We start from the raw sequence: 22,344 nt of genomic DNA on the forward strand, positions 1-22,344 counted from the left end.
CCTTTATAATCAATAAATTATTGTGCATTCAAATACATATTATAACATTATGCACTATAAATGTAACTAATACTTGATTTAATACAGTTTTTTTTCGATTTATGAGTTGAGTGAAAAGTTGGATAATTTTTAATATAATATTAGAAAATAAAAAAGGGATGCCTTTCGACATCCCTCTTAATATTACAATAAATGTATATTCTTATTGTGTAATAGAACCTGTATTATCAGTGAAATCAAGCTCTACAGTCGCATTACCTGCTACAACAGGTACAGCTGCCTGATCTCCACCATTTCCTCTATACTCAATTACACCATCAAAGATATTGAATTCTGATCTCCACCAGTCTCCTCCACCTAACCAGTAATCACCATCGTGAATTGCAGAAGCGTACATTCTAATGCTGCCTTCTACTAACTCTCTAGTAATTGTCATCTTCTTATTCTCATTATCGATAGTAAACATAGCGTCAGCTTGTTCTGGATCCCAAGATCCTACTGTGCTACCAATCAAGTATACTTTAGCTTCAGTTATTAAGATTTTTTCTGTTGCATAATCAACTACTACAGTATAGTAGCCACTTGTTGCTATATCAACATTGTCTCCACCGAAACCTGAGACTCTTGGAGTTGCAGTATCTGAACCTGCTCCACCGAAGTCACCATTCCAAGCTCTGTTTGGTGAGAATTTGAATCCACCTTGACCTGAAGTAACATATGCAATTGCCCAGAATTTACCTGGAGTTCCATTGACTGGCTGTAATTCCACATCAATGCCTTCACCCCAGTTCCATTCATTAAGACCTCCACCAGTCATCCATAATTTTTCAGGATAAGCTAATTTGTAAGGTGTGACATCAATCTTAACAGGTGCTGATTCTAATTGTGGTTCACCCGCTTTATTAGCAACAACAACAACATCCAAACTATATGATTCACCCGCTGTTGCACCACCTAAGTCGTGAATTGCTTTATTAAAAGTTTTAGCATCAATATCTACAGTTGTTGTTGAAACTGTCGTTAAATCTAATGAACTACCTGCTGATTTTAATTTTACAGTGTATGAATCTGGAGTATCATTACCATATACAGAAGCAGTCCATGCAAATGTAGTAGCAGGAGAATCATCACCTTCAAGTACAATTGAAGAAGAGTGTACTGGTGCTGTTACCACTGAAGGAACAAAATTTTGTAACTCATAAGTACCGTTAGATAAGTCTACATTTACTTTATATAAACCAGAAACAGGTGCTCTAAACGTATACTGTCCATCTTCTTCTACAAAACCTTCTAAGTAAGGATTGTTAGGGTCTGTTGTTTCTGTTACTTCAGGAGAACCATACGTATTTGTAGCTACTAATTTGTTTTCAATTGTATCCACAACCGCTTTTTGTAATCTGAATGCATCAGAAATGTTTTGGTAACCAGTGAAAATGTTAGAACCTTCAGCAGTTTCTACTAAATTATCAGAAGGATTTAATCTCCAACCATTGTGGTCACCAACGATGAATAATGCATTTTCTTCTGGAATTTCAATTGGAGGTCCTTGGAAATCAAGGATTTTGAATTTCAATGTATTTACATTCACTTCCAAAGTGTATAAACCTGTTCCATTGTAGTTATCTACGCTGTGGTTACCTGCACTTGGATCAGTATCTAAATCAAAGTTAGACCCATCAACAGCACCGTAGTTTGTACCATCCCAGTTTGGTTGGTTTGTAAATTTAAATATACTTGTTAACCAAACTTTACCAGTATAAACACCATCATTGTTTTCTGATACTAGGTTTACATGAGTATATGATGTAGGGTCTTCTGGATCTACTTCTTCAATATCATGTGTCCAACCGTTGTGTCCACCTGGAACCCATAAGATAGGTTGCGCTTTAGCGTACTCGAATTTACCGTAATCAGCACCCGCATTTAAGTCTGCTGAAGTACTGTATTTACCTGTTTCAGCAACAGTGAAAGCTACATCACTACCTGCTACTAATTTTGTTGGATCAGTTTCGCTATCTACACCGTAAAGGATTAAGTTTTCTGGTAACTCGTCTTCTTTGTCAGAAGATACAAACTTGTATTCTACACCTGTTTCTAATTCAAAAGTACCAGAATACTTGTGATCCGCATTAGATGAGATCATGTATAAGTTACTGTCTTCTACTTTGAATTCAGGACCTTTTACCAAGAATAATTTTTGGTTAGAAGGATATGGCTTTACGCTTGTTGTTAAAACATTAGAAATTGTAGTAGCAACAGTACCACTGTTAGATTGGTTTGCGATTTTTGAAACCACTCTGATGGTAACATCATTGAATGATGCTGTATCAGCATTTAGTTCACCTAAAGCCTTGTTGATTGTTTTAGATAACGTAGTATCTGTCAATACTTTAACATCTGATGTTAAATCAGCAAAGTTTTCACCTAATCCAATTTGTAATTGATATACAAGTGAAGCTGAAACACCCATATTTGCTTCTGTCCAAACAAAAGATGCAAACAATTCTTCATCGTCTTCTTTTTCAGCAGTCTCTTTTGTTAGCGTATACTGATCTTTCAAATCTGTAGATGAAAGAACTGAAGGAGTAGTAGTATTTTTGTCAAATACTACATCCTCTTTCTCTTTACAAGAATTAAACATTACTACTGTAAAGAGAATTAATATATAATTTAAATATCTCATTATTTTCTACTTTTGATAGCCTTCCAATTAGTATAAAGGATTTTGAGTTAAATTAGGGTTTGCACCTAACTCTGCGTTTGGAATTGGGTAGTAACGATATTTTTCTTCGATTACTTCTTTACCATATCCGTCAGTATTCTCATTGTAAGTACCACCTTTCCAAGGCCAGTTTAAACCTTGTGAGTACTTACCAAATCTGATAAGGTCTTGACGTCTATGTCCTTCCCAATACAATTCTCTCGCTCTTTCATCTAATAAGAATCCTTCTGGATCACTTGTAGCTTTTGCTGTATACTCTGCTCTTAAAGCTGTAGATACACCTGCTCTGTCCCAGATTTGCTCGATAAGACTCATATCAATTGAACCCGATTGTCTGTAACCAATTTCCGCTCTCATTAAGATCGCATCTGCATATCTGAAGAATGGGAAGTTAGTATCTACAAACGTTAAGTTTGGATCTTTACCAGGGCTACCAAAACGGTTAATGTTCTTGAATTTCACAACTGCAAAACCATCAGTAAAATCTGATAATTTAGGGTTTGTTTCGTCTTTCTTACCGATTACGTTATCGTCCTCGTCTTTTAAGTTGTGACCACTGAAGAACATATCTGTAGGAACGGCACTACCAGTAGTAGTTGCACCTCTTGGGTCAGCCATTACTCCTGCTGTGTTCTTGAAGTAAGAGATTAAAGAAGAAGTAGATCTATGTCCACCCCATCCTGAATCAACTCCATATTCAGTTGAAATCATATCACCACCTACGGCACCGTGTACTAAGAAAGTTGTACCACCCCAAGTTTGAGTAGATAAACCGTCAAATGACACTGCAAAGATGATTTCTCTTGATAAGTAGTTATCTGACAAGAAGTTGTTTGCATAAGATTGCTCTAATGAATAAATACCATTGATTGCGTCTAATGCTTGATTTGCTTTTGTCAAGTACTCGTCATAACCTGCTTCAGTGTTTCTGTAGATTTTAGCGTTGATGTACAACTTCGTCAACATCATGTAAGCTGCACCTTTATCTACTTGGCCAATAAGACCTCTACCTGCATCTTTGAAAATTGCATTGTCAAGTGCTACTAATTCAAGAAGTTCACTCTCAATGTAATCAAAAATTTCAGTTCCTTGGAAACCGCCTTCAGGAGCAGTTGGAGGAGTTGAACCTACTGGGCTATTTTCGTCAATCATTGGAATACCATTTCCGAAGAAATCCAATGCGTGCCAGTAGCTAAGTGCTCTTAGTAAACGAGCCTCTGCAATCATACCCTCTAAATCTGCTTTGTCTTCACCTTCATAAGTTGCTACGTCACGAATGAATTGGTTACAAAGTGCAATTTGATAGAAAACTCTATCGTACATGATTTTTACGATTGGGTTGTCTGCAGTCCAAGTGTTTTGGCTCATTTGAGGTTGACCTGGGTCACCCCATCCATTCAGTGCTTCATCAGTTGGCAACTCTTGAAGTTCCCAGTATTTTCTGATGTATTGTGAAGCACCTTCATCAAGTCCTTGTAAATCGGCATCACCAGATGGACCTCTTTGTCCTGAAAGTGATAAACCTCCATATAATTTAGCAAGACCCAATTGATAATCGCTTACGCTTTGGTAAACTCTATCTCTTGTTGCTGAATCCGGATCTATAGGTACAGTATCTAGGTCATTTACACATGATGATAACATCACTGCCGCAACTAGTACTCCTTTATATAATAAGTTTTTAATTTTCATTGTTTCGAAGGTTTATTTTAGAATCCAAGGTTTACTCCAAGTAAGAAAGTTCTAGGACGAGGATAGATGTTGTTATCAATACCTCCAGAAATTTCTGGATCTAAACCACTGTATTTCGTGATTACAAATGCGTTGTTTACAGTACCGTAAACTCTTGCATTGATTTTACCACCTTTAATGTTGTTAAAGTTGTATCCTACCATGATGTTGTCTAATCTGAAGAATGAAGCATCTTCGATGTAGTAATCAGATTGGAATTGGTAATCTTGGAAGTAAGTGTTAAGGATGTCTGTTGTAAGGTTTCTATTGAAACCAGAAACCGTCATGTTGTTCAAACTTTGGTTTGAGTTGACGTTATTGTAAACTTGGTGTCCACCTGCATAACGACCACTGAAGCTAAAGTCCCAGTTTTTATAAGTGATTCTTGAGTTAATACCAATGTAGTAATCAGGGTTTGGATCACCTGCGATATACTTATCGTTAGCATCAATGTTACCGTCACCATTTCTATCTACATAAGCACCTTCGATTGGTCTTCCAGTCTCATCATAAATTTGTTGGTAAGTATAGAAAGCGTTAGGTCTTTCGCCAACTTGGTGAATTTGGATTGTTTGACCAGTACCACCAGTGATATCACCTACATCTACACCTTTGTAGTTTGGATCTTCAACTGCTGTTAACTTAGTAATCTTAGTATCATTAGTAGTGAAGTTGAAACCTAGATCCCAGAAGAAATCACGTTTTTGAATCACTTTGTAGTTTAATGTTAATTCAAGACCTTGGTTCTCTAAGCTACCTACGTTTGTAAGTAATCTGTTTGTTAAGTTAGAACCTGCAGCTACTGGAATTGTGTTTAATAGATCGTTAGTAATTCTCTTATAAACATCAATTGTACCTGTTAAACGATCATCCATGAAACCGAAGTCTACACCAGCATTGTAAGTAGTAGTTTCCTCCCACTTCAAGTTTTGGTCATAACCTTGAGGTCTGATTGTGTAGTAAGAAATCGGGCCAATGTTTGGATCGTAGTATACGTGTTGTGCTTTTTCATCACCGTAAGTGTATACAGGTAGGTAAGGATAATCTAATGGGTTATCAGACGAACCTAAGTTTTGCTGACCTGTGATACCCCAACCTAAACGAAGTTTTAAGTTAGAAACTTTGCTAGAGTTAGCCATGAAGTTTTCTTTGTTGATTTGCCAAGCTAATGCTGCAGCTGGGAAAAGACCCCATCTTGAATCAGGTGCAAATCTTGAAGTACCGTCATTTCTAACTGTTACAGTTGCAATATATTTATCTTTGAAAGTATAGTTTAAACGACCAAAGAAAGATACTAAGTAATTTTCAGTTAAAACGTCGCTGTAAGTAGCGTTTGGATAAACCTCTGGAGAATCGCCTCTTGCGTTAGTCGCCCAATCGTATTTAGCACTCCAGAAATGTTGCCATGAATAACCTGCCATTACATCTAATTTTGAATCGATGCCTGCTAAGTCTTTCACATATTGTAAGTAGAAATCAACTAATTCGTTCTTTTTCTCTTGCTCGAAAGTACTTGATCTACCACCTGCTTCAGGATCATTTACGTTGTATTCCCATGCAGCAGTAGTAGGAACATTTACTCCACCACTCGCTTTAGAGTAATCATAACCAACGTTTAAGTTCGCTTTTAATTCCGGTAAGAAGTGGAATTTGTAATCTAATTGTGCATTACCAATAAAACGGTTAATGTTTGATCTATCATCTTTTTGATCAAGTAATGCAAGCGGGTTACTTGGTGCAATAGAGATTGGGTTACCAGCTCCATCAACCCAAGTGAAATAACCACCAAACTTTTGGTAAGTATCATCATTTGATCTTGTAACTTGAGTAGGGTCCATGCTTAATGAAGAACCAATTGCTCCTACGTCTGCAAAACGGTTTTTAACGTTCATGTATTTCGCAGAAACATTTACTGATAAGTGATCATCGAAGAACTTAGGCGTTAAGTTTAACGCTACAGTAGTTCTTTCCATGTTTGATGTCTTTAAGATACCATTTGAGTTATTGTAACCTACTGAAGCTCTGTAAGGAAGGAAATCTGCAACAGCACCAGAAACAGCCATGTTGTGCTCTGTAGAAACTGCTGTTCTCATTAACTCATCTTGCCAGTTTGTATTTTGATCACCAGCGATTGATAAACCGTTAGTGTTACCAGTTTCTTGCATTAAGTTTCTAAATTGAGTAGCATCTAAAGCCTCAATTCTTCCTGTTTCAGTACCGAAAGATACATTACCTGAGTAATCAAATTTAACGCCTCCTTGACTACCTTTTTTAGTAGTAATAAGGATTACACCGTTGGATGCTCTTGAACCGTAGATTGCAGTTGCAGATGCATCTTTTAATACTGTAAATGTCTCAATATCATTTGGGTTTACAGTGTTAAGTGGGTTTCTCATACCTGAGATATCGTTGTTATCGATTGGCACACCATCGATTACGATTAGTGGATCATTTGATGCTGAAAGAGATGAACCACCTCTAATTCTAATTGTTGCTTTCGCACCAGGAGCACCACCACCAGCAGTAATGTTTACACCTGCTACTTTACCTGTTAATAGGTCTTGAGGTGAGTTGATTGCACCTTGGTTAAAGTCAGAAGCAGAAATAGCTTGAACTGAACCAGTTGCGTCTTCTTTTTTCACGCTACCGTAACCAATTACCACTACTTCTTCTAATTGTTCTGCATCAACTTCCATTGACACATCAATTACTGCTTGTGCACCAATAACGATATCTTTAGTTAAATAACCGATATAACTAAACGATAGCGTTTCATCAGTTGCAGAAACATTTAGGACATATTGTCCGTCGAAATTAGTTGTTGTTCCTTGGGTAGTACCTTTAATAATAACAGCTACACCAGGCAAAGGAGTTCCATTTTCATCTACTACAGTACCTTTGATAGATTTTTCTTGTGCGTAAGTCAGATTACTCCCTAGAATAAAGAGCATACACAAGAGTGTGCAAACAAAATGCTTGCTTGCAAAACGTAATTTTACATTCATAACTAAAAAGTTAAATTAGATTACTTTTTTATCATTAAAAAAAATGCGTATGACGAGCAGGGGTCGAAATTGAAGAATTCAACCGAGCTCAAAAAAATCAGGTCAGACTTGTTATGTTTATAGTAATAAGCTAAACAATTTTCATTTTCATTTTTTCATTTTCATATACTTTTAATTTACAAGTGCAATATAAACACTTTACATATTAAAGTTTAATTAATTTTTTATAAAAAAAACTTAAAATTTAACACCAAAAAAACCAAAAAAAGACCTAAATATTGATATTTAAAGTAAAATACCTTGTTATTTGTTAAAATATGTGAAGCAAACGGTTTCTGAAATTGTTAAATTTAAGTTAAAATTGATGCTATTTTTTAACATTTAAATAGATTTTATCTAATAAAAACTAATTTTTAACAGTCTTTTTTTAACTACTAAATCAACATGATTTACCGAAATCGGTTGCTGAAATACTTATTACTAAAAATCATTCGAAGAGTAGCATGAAAAGATGAAGTTGAATGATAAAACCGAATACTGTTCACTCAAAAAGTCTTCTTCGGGTAGTAATCGTAAATAAAAAAAGGGATCAATATGAATATTTCACTTTAATCCCATTTTCATTGAAGAAATGAAAATCTCAAATCAGACAATAGGTAGCAAAACAGATGTACTCACCTATAAATAAGAAAGTTGCAATCTTTAGACTTCGAAAGAGGAGAATAATTTAATAAGGTCATATTTGAAACAAAAAAAGCACATACTATTTCTAGTATGTGCTTTTTTTGTTTCTGAGTACTTCAACTTACTGTTTTTCCATTGTGTAAGTATAAGTTCCTTTTTCAGTGTTCAACAATAAAGTAATTTTATATCTACCTGCTGAAACTGGAATATCTGGAGCGTTGCTATCTGAAAGTTCACCATCCTTGTCACCTGCACCTAAGTTAATATCCCATGTGTGGTTTGCTCTAAACTTCATATGACCATCTTTAAGATCTACGATGATTGACCATGATGCTGTAGCTGGATCAAGCGTCATCTTTGTTTCATCATCCCATCCTAGAGGTGTAGCATCACCGATAATACCCCACTCGATTGGAACTAGTTCATAAGTGAGTTCATCGATATTGACTTTCACGTCATATAAGTTAGGGTCACCTACAGGGATATCTCCGCCTGTATCTGATAAAGTACCTTCTTCATCACCAAGACCATAGTTTGTGGCACCCCATCCTTTTTCAGTAGAAATCTTAAAGTTACCTCCGATAACTTGTCCTTCTTCTTCAGCTGACATCCATAATCTATTATTATAGTTACCTTGATTTTCTTCATCATGGCTGATTACGTCAGCATCGTTGTGTCCCCATCCATTGAAGTTACCCGCTAACCAAAGCGTTGGTTGGTACCCTAAATAAGGAAATAGATCAAAAGAAGTGAAAGATGATGATAATTTAGGACTATCTTCTCCTCCTTCACCAATATAAGATTCAACTCTTAAAGAAACTCTTACTTCCTCTACTTTTGCGGGGTCAGTAACACCCGTAATTAAGTTGATGGTTTTGCTCACTTCTTTTTCTAATAAGGTACTTGATGTTGAACTAGCTGTCGCAACAGTTAGAATCTCCTCATTTTCAAAACCTTCAACAGAAGCGATCAAGTTGTACTTGTACTCTGTATTTTTACCATAGTCCGCACTCGACCATTCAAGAGTTGTAAATTCTTCATTCTGCGTCTCTGCAGTAAATTCATACAATTTATCTTCAGGAGCATTTGTGATTTCGGGTCCTACCCAAGTGTCATCTTCTCCAATTTGAGTAAGATCTTTATCATTGTTACAAGAGAACAAACTTGCTGTTAGAACTGCTAATGCTAAAATTCTTTTCATAACTATATATTTTTAAGGAACATTATTTCAATAATGTATACCTATTAATAACCAGGGTTTTGATTCAAATTAGGGTTGGCACCTGTTTCCGATGATGGAATAGGATACAATTCATATTTAACATCAACATTATTGATACCGTTTGGCGTTGAAGTGTTTGTTCCTTTATAAGGCCAAGCAGTAACATGTTCACTACTTGTAAATGAATTGAATCTTCTTAGGTCCTGACGTCTGTGGCCTTCCCAGTATAACTCTCTTGCTCTTTCTGCAAGAATATTTGTTAAGTTCATTGCTGGAATCTGTCCTTGACGATTCGCTCTAGCCCAAAGTCTTGTAAATACTCCTTGATCATGAGTACCATACTTTCTTACTTTAATCTCTGCTTGCATCAACATTGCATCTGCTACTCTAAATACAGGGTAGTTTACTTCGGCAAAAGATGCATCTCCTTTATTTCCATTTGAATCAAAATTTCTGAATTTCATAACCGGAACACCTTCATTGAATTCATAGAAGTTTGAAATTTCAGGAGTGTGGCTGTTATCATAGAAAAGTAAGTCTCTATCATCTGAAACATTCTCAAAGTATTTACCTAATGAAGTCATCGAGCGGTTACCTCCCCATCCTGGGAGTCCCATGTAATCTCTGTCCATTCCTCCACCTGTCGCTGCATTGATAAGGTAAGTCATACCACCCCAAGTACGTGTTTGGTTACCAAAATAGTTGATAGAGAAAATTACCTCATTGCCTTCCTCATAGTTATCCATTAAGAACAACGATTGGTATGCACTTACTTTGTTTTTAGAGTCCAAAGACAAAGCATATCTATTTAACACTTGCTCAACATATGTTTCAGCTTTGTCTAAGTAGTCTCCAGGTAAAACACTTGCATTTAAATAAACAGGTGCATTTAAATACAATTTTGTCAATAACATATATGCTACACCCACGTTTGCTTGACCAAACAAACTTTCATTTGTTTCCACAAGGTGTTGCTCATTGTCAGTATCAATAATAGCTTCTAATTCAGAACTAATATAATTGAATAGCTCATCTCCATCATGGCGTTGTCCCCATGGCATTGGTAATTCAGCACCTACAGCATTCTCTTCAGTAACCATTGGTACACCATTACCATATAAATCAAGTGCATGCCAGTAAGAATACGCTCTTAAGAAACGTGCCTCAGCAATTTGGCTTGATAAATCAAAGTCTGATGCATTACAATCTCTGATAAATTGGTTAGCTAGTGAAATTTGATAAATCACTCTGTAGTAAAGTGCCTCATTCAAAGTATTTGTAGGAGACCAAGTCATTGTAGACATATCTGGCTGACCTGGATCATTCCAACAGTTGATTGCTTCATCTGTTGGTAATTCTTGAGCTTCCCAATATCTACGTAGATATTGAGAGGCTCCTTCGTCTATACCACCAAGGTCACCGTTACCAACAGGACCTTCCTGACCTGTAACAGCATAACCTGCATATAACTTTGCAAGACCTTGGTTATAATCTTCAATAGTTTGATACACCTTATCTTTAGTATCCACATTTGGATCTACAGGTACTGTATCTAATTGGTGCAAGCATGATGTAAAAGCAGTTGTTGCTACGATCAGTGCTGGTGCAATATATTTTTTTAATGAATTTAAGTTCATCTTAGTATCTAATTAATTGGTTATTAAAAGTTCACGTTGAAACCGACCATATATGTAGTTGGTCTAGGATACATATTGTTATCAATACCTCCTTGAATTTCTGGATCAACACCTTTATAACTAGAGAACACAAATGGATTGTTCACTGTACCAAATACTCTCACACTTGAATTACTACCCCATAAGTTGTTGAAATTATAACCTACCATGATATTGTCAATTCTTAAGAAGTTCGCATCTTGGATGTAGTAATCCGAGTGTAACTGTCTTGTTTGGAACCCAGTGTTATAAATATCAGTAGTTACGTTGTTTGTATTGCCGTTGGCTGGTACATATAATTGATCATAAGCAGAGTTATTAGAGTCAACATTGTTGTACACTTGTGCTCCAAATTGAGCACGACCAGCCATACTGAACTCCCAGTTTTTATACATTAAACGAGTTGTGAAACCGAAGTATAAATTAGCCATAGGATCACCAGCGATATACTTGTCTTTTTCATCAATAACGCCATCTCCATTTCTATCTACATAAGCTCCTTCAATTGGCTTTCCATTCGCATCATAAATTTGCTCATAAACTAAGAATGAATATGGTGTATAACCTACTCTATGAATTTGTACCGTTTCACCAGTACCACCAGAAATACCACCTACTTTCACACCTTCATAATTAGGGTCATCTACAGTCGTTAATTTCGTGATCTTAGAATCGTTCCAAGTCATGTTCACGCCAAAATCCCAGTGGAAATCTTGCTTTTGGATCACCTTGTAATTTAATGCCACTTCAAAACCAGTGTTCTCCATTGAACCTACGTTTGTCAACAACATGTTCGTTAAGTTCGAACCTCCCGGTACAGGAATCATGTTGATTAGATCGTTTGTGATTCTGTGGTAAGCTTCAGCTGAACCTGTTAATCTGTCATTAAAGAAACCGAAGTCTAAACCAATATTATAAGTGGTTGTTTCTTCCCACTTGATATTTTCATCATAACCTTCTGGACGAACAGTATTAATGTACTCCCATCTTCCTGTATAAGGATTATAGAAACCATACATAGAGTTGTTGTCACCTACAGTATAAGTAGGCATATAAGGGTAGTTATTATCAGTAATGTTTTGTTGACCTGTAACACCTACACCCGTTCTTAATTTCAAACTAGAAACAAAGTCTACAGATTGCATCCATGGCTCTTCCTTGATCTTCCAAGCCAATGCTAATGAAGGGAAAGTACCCCATCTATTATTAGGAGAGAAACGAGATGTACCATCTTGACGTACCGTAACTGTAGCCATATACTTGTTATTAAAAGTATAATTTGCTCTACCAAAGAATGATACTAAGTAATATTCAGTAGCATATAATCTTTCTGGGTTGTCCACGTTACCATAAACGTTATTTTCATAGTTACTACCTTCTTCATAGAAGTGTTGCCATGAATAACCACCCATAACATCGAATCTATGTTTACCTAATTCTTTGTTGTACTGTGCATAAACATCTAATAACTCATTTCTTTTTACTTGAGAGAAATTCGAAACAAAACCACCAACATCATCAGTACCTGAAGGACCATTATTTTCGTTCCATGATGTTTCTATACCTTCGTATACACCACCTTTAGAGCTTGAGTAATCATAACCTGCATTTACTTTTACGGTAAGGTCCTCAAAACCATGAATTTTGTAATCAATTTGAGCATTACCAATACTTCTATTTACATTTGAAGTATTTGAATTTTGATTGATCATTGCCATTGGGTTAGAAGGAGCATTCACTGATCTTCCGGATGTAGGATCATTAGGATCAGTTACCCATGTATGGTACCCACCGTATTGAGGGTATCTATCGTCATAAACCGGCTGCGTAGGATCATAAGCTACTGCACTACCAATAGCACCAGTATTACCAAAATTGTTATTCACAAACATACCTTTCACTGATGCGTTTACCTTTAAGTGATCATCCAAAAATGTTGGAGACAAGTTTAAGTTTAGTGTAGTACGATCCATTGAAGAACCTTCTAAAGTACCATTATCTAATGTATAACCTACTGAAGCACGGTAAGGTAAAAATCCTTTTACATTACCAGAAACACCTACGTTATGGTCAGTAGAAACTGATGTTTTAAATACTTCATCTTGCCAATCTGTGTTTGCATCTCCTAGTAAGTGTTCCCCTAGTCTACCTGACATAATACTTCTGTATTGATCAGCAGATAAAACATCTACCCTATTGTTTAGCGTGTTGACAGAAACTGAACCATTATAGTTCACATTGATAGAAGATTCATTAGAAGAACCTTTTTTGGTTGTAATGATAATTACACCGTTTGATGCTCGTGAACCGTAAATTGCTGTCGCCGATGCATCCTTTAATACCGTCATTGACTCAATATCTGCAGGGTTAATGGCATTTAATGGGTTTCTCATACCAGAAATACCCTCAGAATCAACAGGTACACCATCGATCACAATCAATGGATCATTTGATGCAGAAAGCGATGATCCTCCACGAATACGGATTGTTGCTCCAGAACCAGGAGCACCACCGCCAGTAGTAATCTGAACACCAGCAACTTTACCTTGTAATAAACCTTGAGGTGAATTAATTGCACCTTTGTTGAATCCGTCAGCATTAATAGCCTCTACTGAACCTGTAGCATCTTTCTTCGTAGTACTACCATAACCGATAACTACTACCTCTTCTAATTGTTCAGCATCTACTTCCATAGGGACATCAATTACAAACTCAGAACCCAATGAAATATCTTTTGTTAAGTATCCGATATAACTAAAAGATAAAACCTTATCCGCCGCCCCTACACTCAATGTGTATTGACCATCGAAATTTGTTGTTGTTCCTAGTGTTGTCCCTTTTATTACAACAGCAACACCTGGAAGTGGTGCACCGTTTTCATCTACAACAGTACCTTTGATTGATTTTTCTTGTGCAAATACTAAGCTACTCCCTAAAGTAAAGAGCATACACAAGAGGGTACAAACAAAACTTTTGCTTGTAATACGTAATTTTACATTCATAACTTTGTAGTTAAAATTGACTGGTTTTTAACACTCTGCAAAAACAACTTCCCACTACTTCTTTTAATGTATTATGAATAAGTCCTAAAAAGGCATTAAATAGGCTATAGTATATGCTCTTTACAGCATTTTATTCACAATTAATCATCAAGAATTAATGCAAAACTATTTTTGACTTAGTGCTTAATTATTTAAACATAAAGTGTAAGGTAAGCTCTACAGAAATATCACTTTTCTGACAAGCTTAAAATAAATTAGGTTTGATTTTTATTGTTTATTTAATAATAAGTTTAACAGACTTCTTTTTTATTTCATTTTCAATTTAGTGCTTCAAAAAATACAAGTGCAAGATAAACACTTTTAGTATCACAGTATGATTAATTTATTGTAAATATACGTGTTAAATTTAACCTCATAACAATACAAACTTGGTAATAATATTTGATATTATTTAAATTAATGCTTCATTGATTTAAAATTTAATAAACAAACGGTTTCTATTCGAGTTAATTTTAACGTAAATGAAACCTTATTTTTTAACGTTTAGATTATAAAATTTGGATATAAATGAAAAAAAAGATCAAGTTTTTGAAATTGATTAATCTTGGAATTCTCCTAAACCGGTTGCTATAAAAACGAGCTGTTTTTCACTGTTTAATGAAAATAAAAAAGCCTTTAACAAAAGATCTATTTTGTAATCTTTTATTAAAGGCTTTGAATTAAAATATAACTTTTCTAAGCAGCAACACTATCTAATTATTAAACATAATGGTAAAGCACTTAGTTTACAGAATATCTAAAGGGTATAACCATAGATTTTGTCTACCATCTCATCACCATCAAAATACCCTGCTGCTAATTCGGTCATTTCTCCATCTCCTTTATCAAATAATAATGATGGAAAGCCATTGGCCAACTGTCTTGCTCTATTGATTTCACCGATCGTGGCTTTTTGGTCTTCTTCACTACCCCATGAATCCATGAATAATTTCACATCCAATTCCAGTTTTTGAAGAATAGACAAATAGGTTTTGAAATCATCAAAGCGCTGACCAAAATAAAATTGAGCCTTTTGAAGCTCCGAAATAAAAGCAAGCATTTTAGAAGGAGCATTCTTTTTTACCCAAGTCATCGCCAAAGCAGGCTCAAAACTCGAAAAAGTATACGTCTCGTCTTGTGCTAACTCATAAAACTCTGTACTTACTAATGCTCCCGTTCTCTTTTCCATCACCGGTGAATGCTGTTTCATGAACTGATACGTCGGTGCACCACCTTTAGGGGCTTGTTCACCAATCCACATGCCTCCTACTAAAAATTCAAACTGAATTTCATCTTTATAAGCTTCATATACTTTTTGTATACTTTCGCTATTGCCGTAGCACCACCCACATTGAGGGTCCATTATATATATAAGTTTCATTTTATTTATTGTTTGAACAAATATTCATCATTTTATCAGGATAAAAAAATAGTTCACCTTATACTAAAGTGAACTATGAAAAAATATGGGTCAATTACCTTTATTTTTTGAATTTATATTTTGCTAGTACTCAGCAATATAAATCATTAATTTATTACAATATAGTGGTATTCAAGTCGATAATAAAATTTAAAACACATTATGATTTTTTACGTCTGACAAGAAAATACTACTATCGATTTAAATCAACAGAAGTGGTTACTTCAATCAGTGCTTTATCTCCAATACATTTAATCTGATATTTTCCTCCTAGCTTTATGGGTGTATTCGGATAATCATGTCCTGCTGATACATCCGTAATCACTGGAACATTGACTTTTTCCTTCACCATTCTACTAATACTCAGTGGGAAAAAAGGTTCTTCTTCGTCCGGTATACCTGAAAATTGTCCTAGAATAATTGCTTTCACATTTTTAAATGCACCACTACGGTTTAAATGTGTTAAAGAACGATCAATCTGATAGGGTTTTTCTCCTACTTCCTCTATAAACAATATCTTATTTTCAGTATTCAACTCTGAATAAGTAGCAATTTGATCGGCCAAAAGACATAAATTACCACCAACTATTTCACCTTCTATCACTTGATCACTAAACTTTTCGTTTACTTCCCCTTTAATACACGGGTATTCATCATAAAAGAGAATACCTTTCAATTGACTAAGGCTGACTTCTAATTCTTTTTTTGAAAACTGTCCGACCATTGGAGCATGGATCGAGGAAAAACCAAGGTTATTGACACAAGTATGTAATGCTGTCACATCTGAAAATCCAATGATATACTTTGGATGATCTATAAATTTTGACCAGTCGATTCTATCAATGATTCGTGTAAGACCGTATCCACCCCTTGCCATAAAAATAGCTTTAATGTCAGGGTCATCTAATGCCATTTGTAATTTCCCTGTTCTTCTACTATCTGCTCCTGCAAGGCTTCCCCATTCTGCAGCCCATTCTTGATCATTGAGCACAATCAAACCCCACTCTCTCAATACCTCAATACCTTGTAATGTTGCTTCTACATCTACTTTACCTGAACTAGCCACAACGGCAACTTTATCTCCTCTCTTTAAAGTATTCATATATTTTGTCCCTTCGTTGATTCAATTAAAAATAGTCAATACAGTTTATATTCAATCAGATTCTACCTCAAACTTTACTTTTAGTATCATATTATCTTCTAAAAGCAAAAAAGGCTGACTCAAAAAAACGAGTCAGCCCTAAAATAATAAGTTTGAGCAATGGAGTGTTAAGCAAAAAAATCTATAGCAAACAAACAGTTACCTTATATATTAAAACATTGTAATTCGATCAGAATAAGTTACATCATTCTCCACTACATTCAAGATGAACTGAGTAACACCTAAAGATCTTAAATCTATACTTGTTATTGCATTTTCACCTGGCAGAAATGTAGTTTCATACAATAACTCATCATCTCCACTTGGAGATTTAAAGACAAGATTTACATTTTCTGTTAAAACAGAAGTTGTTTCTACTTTCATTACCGTTCCCTGCATTTTCACAACAAAACCTCTGTTTTTAGTATGCATTGTGTAGTCTCTCATTGAGACTCTTTTAGACTTTGATAACTTAAATTCTCTTGTGACAACTTTATCTTCAAAAGTCATTTTAAAAACATAAGTTCCTTTTTCTAAAGATGACATATCAATCTCTTCAAGAGTACTTTCATTCACCGATAAATTTTCTTCCAAGAATTGATGTCCTTCATCGTCTAAGACTTTAATTTTGACATCTTTATTTTCATTAATAAGAGAGGAGAAGTTAATAGCTACAACTGATTTTTTAACAGAGATAGTATAAGAGATGTCATTCGCAAATGATGCAATTGATAGAACATTTAATAGTAATGTGACGATTAGTATTGTTAATTTCTTCATATTTAGTAAAAAGTTTAAATATTGTTTCAGTTCTAAAGTTCTTAAGGCTAATTTAAAGGAGAGTTTTAAGCAATTTCCTGTCAAATTACAGTTTTCGTAAAAAAACAGTGATTTTATTACATTAATTGTAAAATGAACTATTATTAAATTGTATTATACAAATAAATTAAGTGACTATTCCCAGATGAAAAGCTTCAAATAGTAAAGATTCTATTGACACTAAGGTATTCAAATTCAATTTTTTAGGAGATAAGAATATCAAGAGTAAAAGTCATAGGTTTTTAGAAAACATATTTTAAATTATATAGCAACTCGTTCATAAATAATTATTGCTCCAATTTTCCTAGCTAATGAAATGTATAAGCTTAACCTTCCTTATAATGATGGTTTCATTATTAGTGACAGCCCAGAAAAAAGTCTATTTTGATGAAGATTTAAATGAAGTGTCTACTACCTCAAATGAAAAAAGATATTACAGTGAATATGACTTTTTGGAAGTAAATCAAGATGGTTTTTATCAGCATAACCTCTATGATCTTGAAGAAAACTTATCTCAACGTTTTCTAACTGAAGGTTCCTCCATACGGAGTAAAAAATTTGGTGACTTTACCTCTTATTTTCCAAATGGTCAGATCAAGATGGAAGGACAGTTTTCTAAGGGTGAAAAAACAGGACTATGGAAATTGTATTACGAAAGTGGAAAAATTAAAGAAGAAGGTGGGTTTGAAAATAATCTCAAGATTGGAGTATGGAAAAGATATTATGAAAACGGGCAATTAGAATATACTTTCATTGAACATTACAGTATGGAAGGGCAATATATTGAAAGAATTTTTGAAAATGCCTGGGATAAAACAGGAAAACAAACACTTACTGATCAGACAGGTTGGGTTAAGTTTTTCAATGAAGAAGAAAGATATTCTGAAGAAGGAACACTCAAAATTGGGCAAAAGGAAGGTACTTGGATTGGTACTTATGAAAATGGTCAAAAATTTTACGAGGAAGAGTATGAGGCTGATTCTTTAATAAGAGGCGTAAGCTGGGATAAAAACAATAAAAGTTATAAATACACAGATTTGAAAATAGAAGCCTACCCAGAGATGGGGTACAAGAAGTTTTACAAAAAATTTTATAACCGTTTCCAATCTAAATATCTTACTAAAAACATATTCAACAACAGTTACACGTTTGCAGAAACCCTATATGTGGCTTTTGATATTGGTTTGGATGGTACGATCAGTAATATCACAGTTTTGAATCCTCAACTTCCAAGCATCAATAATGCTGCTATTAATACATTGCAAGAACTAGAAAATTGGGTCCCTCCGGTCATAAGAGGACAAACAGTTGCTTCTACTCACATATTTCCTGTTGAACTTTACTCAAGCGATGAGTATTAAAAAAGCCAACTTTTGTGATTAAAAGTTGGCTTTTTGAGAATTGAATTAGAAGTAAGTGGCTTCCATTCTTTTCTTGATAATATCGTTACCCAAGTTACCAATACTTCCTTCATGACTATGGTTAACCGATCTTTCTGGATTGTATTCTCCTTTTTCGATTCCTTCACCTACGATCACATAAGCCTCTCTAAAAGGAATACCTTGAAGAACCAATTTATTTACTTCCTCAACCGAGAATAAATAATCATAAATAGGTGCTTCTAAAAGGTCTTTCGTTGGCTCCATTTTTTCGAACATCAGCTTCGTCATTTCCAAGCAATCGTTCAGCATTTCTATGGCAGGCAATAAGATCTCTTTGATTTGCTGTAAATCTCTATGGTATCCAACAGGTAGGTTGCTTAAGATCGACATGATTTGAGTTGGTAATGATGTAATTTGATTACACTTCGCTCTTGTCAACTCCAATACATCAGGGTTTTTCTTATGAGGCATAATACTCGAACCTGTTGTAAACTCATTCGGAAATTTAATAAAACCAAAGTTACCACCAGCATACATACAACCATCCATTGAAAGTTTGGCTACTGTGGCAGCTACTGAAGCCATAGCATTAGCAACATGGTACTCTGTCTTTCCTCTACCCATTTGAGCATAAACTACGTTAACTGCCATCGACTGAAATTCCATCAACTCAGTAGTTCTAGTTCTATTCAATGGAAATGATGAACCATACCCTGCCGCTGATCCAAGCGGGTTTCTATCCGTAATATCGAAAGCTGCTTTCAACATCACCATATCATCAACCAATGATTCAGCATAAGCCCCTAACCATAAACCAAAAGATGAAGGCATAGCCACTTGCATGTGCGTATAACCTGGCATTAAGTAATCCTTGAACTCTTCTGACTTCTCGATTAATGTATCAAATAATGCTTTTGTATTATTCGCTACTTCTTTAAGGGCATCTCTTAAGTATAATTTAAGATCTAATAAAACTTGGTCATTTCTTGATCTACCTGAGTGTAATCTTTTACCAACATCTCCATAACGTTGTGTCAACAACATTTCCACCTGAGAGTGTACATCCTCTACTCCATCTTCAATTACAAAATCACCTTTTTCGATCTCCTCATAGATTTCCTGAAGACCTTTCAATAAGATATCTTTATCCTCTTCTGTCAACAACCCCACCTCTGCTAACATTGTTGCATGAGCCATAGATCCTTTTACATCATAAGGAGCTAATAAAATATCTAATTCTCTATCTTTCCCTACTGTAAACTTATCTACTTTTTCGTTTACAGTATAAGTGGATTTCTGCCAAAGTTTCATCTATATCTATTTTTATTTTTTTATTTCTAATATCGTGGTTTGGGATGTCAATTGAACATTCTTTGGTTTAATTAATTATATCCCATTTTTATACACGGGTAGACACATAGGTCGATCCCTAATGGGCCATGATAAACGCCCCTTCTAGAATGCGAATATAATCATTTATTCCATCAGCTATTTCATCCAATAGAATATACTCGTTAGCAGTATGAGATCTTGCAGAGTCACCAGGCCCCAACTTCAAACTAGGAATAGGCATCAACGCTTGATCTGATAGGGTTGGTGAACCATACGTCTCTTTTTGATACTGCAACCCTGCTTTCACTACTGGATGATCCATAGGTGCTCCTGACGGGTTTAATCGGGTAGAACGAGGTGTTACTTTACAATTTACATGCTCTCTGATATGCTCCAAGGTTTCTATATTAGAATAGGCATCTGTCGTACGTACATCCACTACAAATTTACATTCAGAAGGTACTACATTATGCTGCGTTCCTGCCTCAATACAAGTTACAGACATCTTAATTGGTCCTAAAGTTTTTGATTCTTTAGGGAAATGGTAATTTCTGAACCACTCTATGTCTTGCATCGCATTGTAAATGGCATTTACTCCTTCATCTCTAGCTGCATGTCCTGATTCTCCTTCAGCCACACAATCCAATACCATCAATCCTTTCTCCGCTACTGCCAATTGCATTTGCGTAGGCTCACCTACAATAGCAAAATCAATCTTAGGTAGTTGATCCCATACATCTGCTATTCCTTCTCTTCCTGATATCTCTTCTTCAGCAGAAGCACACATAACAAGGTTATAAGGAAGGTCTTTTTTCTCATAAAAATAAAGAAATGTTGCAATCAAACTCACTAAAGGTCCTCCCGCATCATTACTACCCAAACCATACAACACACCATCTTCTACTGTAGGAGCAAATGGATCTCTTGTCCAATCCTTGTTGGGTTTTACAGTATCAATATGGGAGTTTAAGAGAATGGTTTCTTTTGAAGGGTCAAAATGTAAATTTTTTGCCCAAAGATTATTTTTATATTGATGAATCTCAATGTTGTTCTCTATAAAAAAACGAGCGACAATTTCTGCTACATCATCCTCTTCTTTACTTAAAGATTCAGTGGCGATCATCTGCTTTAATAGCTCGATGGCTTTTTCGACTAATTCTTGGTGTTTCATCTTATGCTTTAGCTAAAGAGTGTAAAATTGAATCATTATTACTTCTATACTACTTAAAGAAAATCTGATTGTTTATAGTAAATACACCATCATGCCCTACTTATAAACAACCAGATAAAAATAAGTTTTTAAAGTACTTTATTTCAAATTACCCTCCAATAATTTTAGTCCCTTTTGGAGAATTGGCTAATAAACCTTCTACCTTACCCAACCATACTTCTTTTACAGAAGCATCGATAGCATCAAAGGCATTTTTGAGTTTTGGTAACATACCATCTGCTACCACACCATCTGCTTTGAACTGCTCAAACTTCTGAGGGTCTAATTCTTCAACAAGTGAATCATCATCATTAATATCCAATAAAACACCTGCTTTTTCAAAACAATACCTTAAAGACACTTCATGCCCTGCCTGACCCAATGCGACAGCTACGGCTTGTGCCATTGTATCTGCATTTGTATTCAACAATTGTCCTTGCTTGTCGTGTGTCAAAGGAGCAATTACTGGAGTAATACCTTCTTTTGCAAGGTTGGCAATTGGCCCTGCATTGGCTTTTCTAACATCACCCACAAAACCAAAATCAATTTCCCAGCCTGTTCTTTTATCAGCTTCAATGATATTCGCATCGGCACCTGTCAATCCGATTGCATTAGTACCTTTGGCTTGAAGTTGTGCCACAATTCTTTTGTTGACCAAACCTCCATACACCATGGTTACTACTTCTAATGTATCAGCATCAGTAATGCGTCTTCCGTCTACCATTTTTGGTTCGATTCCTAAACGTTGTGCCATAGCTGTAGCCAATTTACCACCTCCATGAACTAAGACTTTGGCACCTTCCAGTTGAGAAAATTGCTCTAAAAAAGAGGATAATGCTACCTCATCATTGATCACATTTCCTCCTACTTTGATTACTGATATTTTCATTGTTATTATTTTCAAAACAGGGACATAGCATTGCTACGTCCCTTGTTATTATATATGTGGGATGTGAGAC

13 protein-coding genes are annotated in these 22,344 nt (G+C 35.2%); 1 reads left to right on the plus strand and 12 read right to left on the minus strand.

Translation table 11 applies throughout. The annotated features are described in order from the left end of the window. Positions 1-202 precede the first annotated feature (202 nt). From PL77_RS30390 to PL77_RS09930, 9 genes are all read right to left on the minus strand, one after another. Positions 203-2,683, minus strand: coding sequence for a SusF/SusE family outer membrane protein (locus PL77_RS30390; RefSeq protein ID WP_082026472.1), 2,481 nt, complete (start codon positions 2,681-2,683; stop codon positions 203-205). 27 nt (positions 2,684-2,710) lie between these two features. After that, positions 2,711-4,414, minus strand: coding sequence for a RagB/SusD family nutrient uptake outer membrane protein (locus tag PL77_RS09895; RefSeq protein WP_044204305.1), 1,704 nt, complete (start codon positions 4,412-4,414; stop codon positions 2,711-2,713). Between the two features lie 17 nt (positions 4,415-4,431). After that, positions 4,432-7,404, minus strand: a complete 2,973-nt coding sequence (locus tag PL77_RS09900; protein ID WP_253273976.1) for a TonB-dependent receptor — start codon at positions 7,402-7,404, stop codon at positions 4,432-4,434. A gap of 859 nt (positions 7,405-8,263) precedes the next feature. Beyond that, positions 8,264-9,343, minus strand: a complete 1,080-nt coding sequence (locus PL77_RS30395; RefSeq protein ID WP_052444290.1) for a SusE domain-containing protein — start codon at positions 9,341-9,343, stop codon at positions 8,264-8,266. Between the two features lie 44 nt (positions 9,344-9,387). Beyond that, positions 9,388-11,001 carry a RagB/SusD family nutrient uptake outer membrane protein gene (locus PL77_RS09910; protein ID WP_044204307.1) on the minus strand — a complete coding sequence of 538 codons (1,614 nt, stop codon included), beginning with the start codon at positions 10,999-11,001 and terminating at the stop codon, positions 9,388-9,390. 23 nt (positions 11,002-11,024) lie between these two features. Continuing rightward, positions 11,025-13,988, minus strand: coding sequence for a TonB-dependent receptor (locus PL77_RS09915; protein ID WP_052444291.1), 2,964 nt, complete (start codon positions 13,986-13,988; stop codon positions 11,025-11,027). Between the two features lie 850 nt (positions 13,989-14,838). Continuing rightward, positions 14,839-15,462, minus strand: a complete 624-nt coding sequence (locus PL77_RS09920; RefSeq protein WP_082026473.1) for a DsbA family protein — start codon at positions 15,460-15,462, stop codon at positions 14,839-14,841. A gap of 232 nt (positions 15,463-15,694) precedes the next feature. After that, on the minus strand, positions 15,695-16,603 hold the full coding sequence (locus PL77_RS09925) for an LD-carboxypeptidase (RefSeq protein WP_044204311.1): 909 nt from the start codon (positions 16,601-16,603) through the stop codon (positions 15,695-15,697). A gap of 210 nt (positions 16,604-16,813) precedes the next feature. Then, a complete protein-coding gene (locus tag PL77_RS09930; protein WP_044204313.1) occupies positions 16,814-17,422 on the minus strand; it encodes a DUF3244 domain-containing protein in 609 nt (202 codons plus the stop codon). A gap of 380 nt (positions 17,423-17,802) precedes the next feature. Here PL77_RS09930 and PL77_RS09935 point away from each other — a divergent pair, with 380 nt between their 5' ends. After that, positions 17,803-18,822, plus strand: a complete 1,020-nt coding sequence (locus PL77_RS09935) for a hypothetical protein (protein ID WP_044204314.1) — start codon at positions 17,803-17,805, stop codon at positions 18,820-18,822. A 45-nt stretch (positions 18,823-18,867) separates the two neighbouring features. Here PL77_RS09935 and argH read toward each other — a convergent pair whose 3' ends face one another. The 3 genes from argH to argB form a co-directional block, all read right to left on the minus strand. Next, the gene (gene argH, locus PL77_RS09940; protein ID WP_044204316.1) at positions 18,868-20,154 is read right to left on the minus strand and encodes an argininosuccinate lyase; all 1,287 of its coding nucleotides are present in this window, start codon (positions 20,152-20,154) and stop codon (positions 18,868-18,870) included. 118 nt (positions 20,155-20,272) lie between these two features. Beyond that, entirely contained in the window at positions 20,273-21,346 is a 1,074-nt protein-coding gene (locus PL77_RS09945) for a M20 family metallo-hydrolase (RefSeq protein WP_044204317.1), read from the minus strand. A gap of 148 nt (positions 21,347-21,494) precedes the next feature. After that, on the minus strand, positions 21,495-22,274 hold the full coding sequence (gene argB, locus PL77_RS09950) for an acetylglutamate kinase (RefSeq protein WP_044204320.1): 780 nt from the start codon (positions 22,272-22,274) through the stop codon (positions 21,495-21,497). Positions 22,275-22,344: the final 70 nt, after the last annotated feature.

The organism is Flammeovirga sp. OC4 (assembly GCF_000812565.1).
In the GTDB taxonomy this organism is placed as follows: Bacteria; Bacteroidota; Bacteroidia; order Cytophagales; family Flammeovirgaceae; genus Flammeovirga.

Coding starts and splice junctions, on each gene's coding strand:
- PL77_RS09915 (WP_052444291.1), bottom strand. CDS start 13,988: ATGCTCTTTACTTTAGGGAGTAGCTTAGTATTTGCACAAGAAAAATCA.
- argH (WP_044204316.1), bottom strand. CDS start 20,154: ATGAAACTTTGGCAGAAATCCACTTATACTGTAAACGAAAAAGTAGAT.
- PL77_RS30395 (WP_052444290.1), bottom strand. CDS start 9,343: ATGAAAAGAATTTTAGCATTAGCAGTTCTAACAGCAAGTTTGTTCTCT.
- PL77_RS09910 (WP_044204307.1), bottom strand. CDS start 11,001: ATGAACTTAAATTCATTAAAAAAATATATTGCACCAGCACTGATCGTA.
- PL77_RS09900 (WP_253273976.1), bottom strand. CDS start 7,404: ATGCTCTTTATTCTAGGGAGTAATCTGACTTACGCACAAGAAAAATCT.
- PL77_RS30390 (WP_082026472.1), bottom strand. CDS start 2,683: ATGAGATATTTAAATTATATATTAATTCTCTTTACAGTAGTAATGTTT.
- PL77_RS09930 (WP_044204313.1), bottom strand. CDS start 17,422: ATGAAGAAATTAACAATACTAATCGTCACATTACTATTAAATGTTCTA.
- PL77_RS09895 (WP_044204305.1), bottom strand. CDS start 4,414: ATGAAAATTAAAAACTTATTATATAAAGGAGTACTAGTTGCGGCAGTG.
- PL77_RS09935 (WP_044204314.1), top strand. CDS start 17,803: ATGATGGTTTCATTATTAGTGACAGCCCAGAAAAAAGTCTATTTTGAT.
- PL77_RS09945 (WP_044204317.1), bottom strand. CDS start 21,346: ATGAAACACCAAGAATTAGTCGAAAAAGCCATCGAGCTATTAAAGCAG.
- argB (WP_044204320.1), bottom strand. CDS start 22,274: ATGAAAATATCAGTAATCAAAGTAGGAGGAAATGTGATCAATGATGAG.
- PL77_RS09920 (WP_082026473.1), bottom strand. CDS start 15,462: ATGAAACTTATATATATAATGGACCCTCAATGTGGGTGGTGCTACGGC.
- PL77_RS09925 (WP_044204311.1), bottom strand. CDS start 16,603: ATGAATACTTTAAAGAGAGGAGATAAAGTTGCCGTTGTGGCTAGTTCA.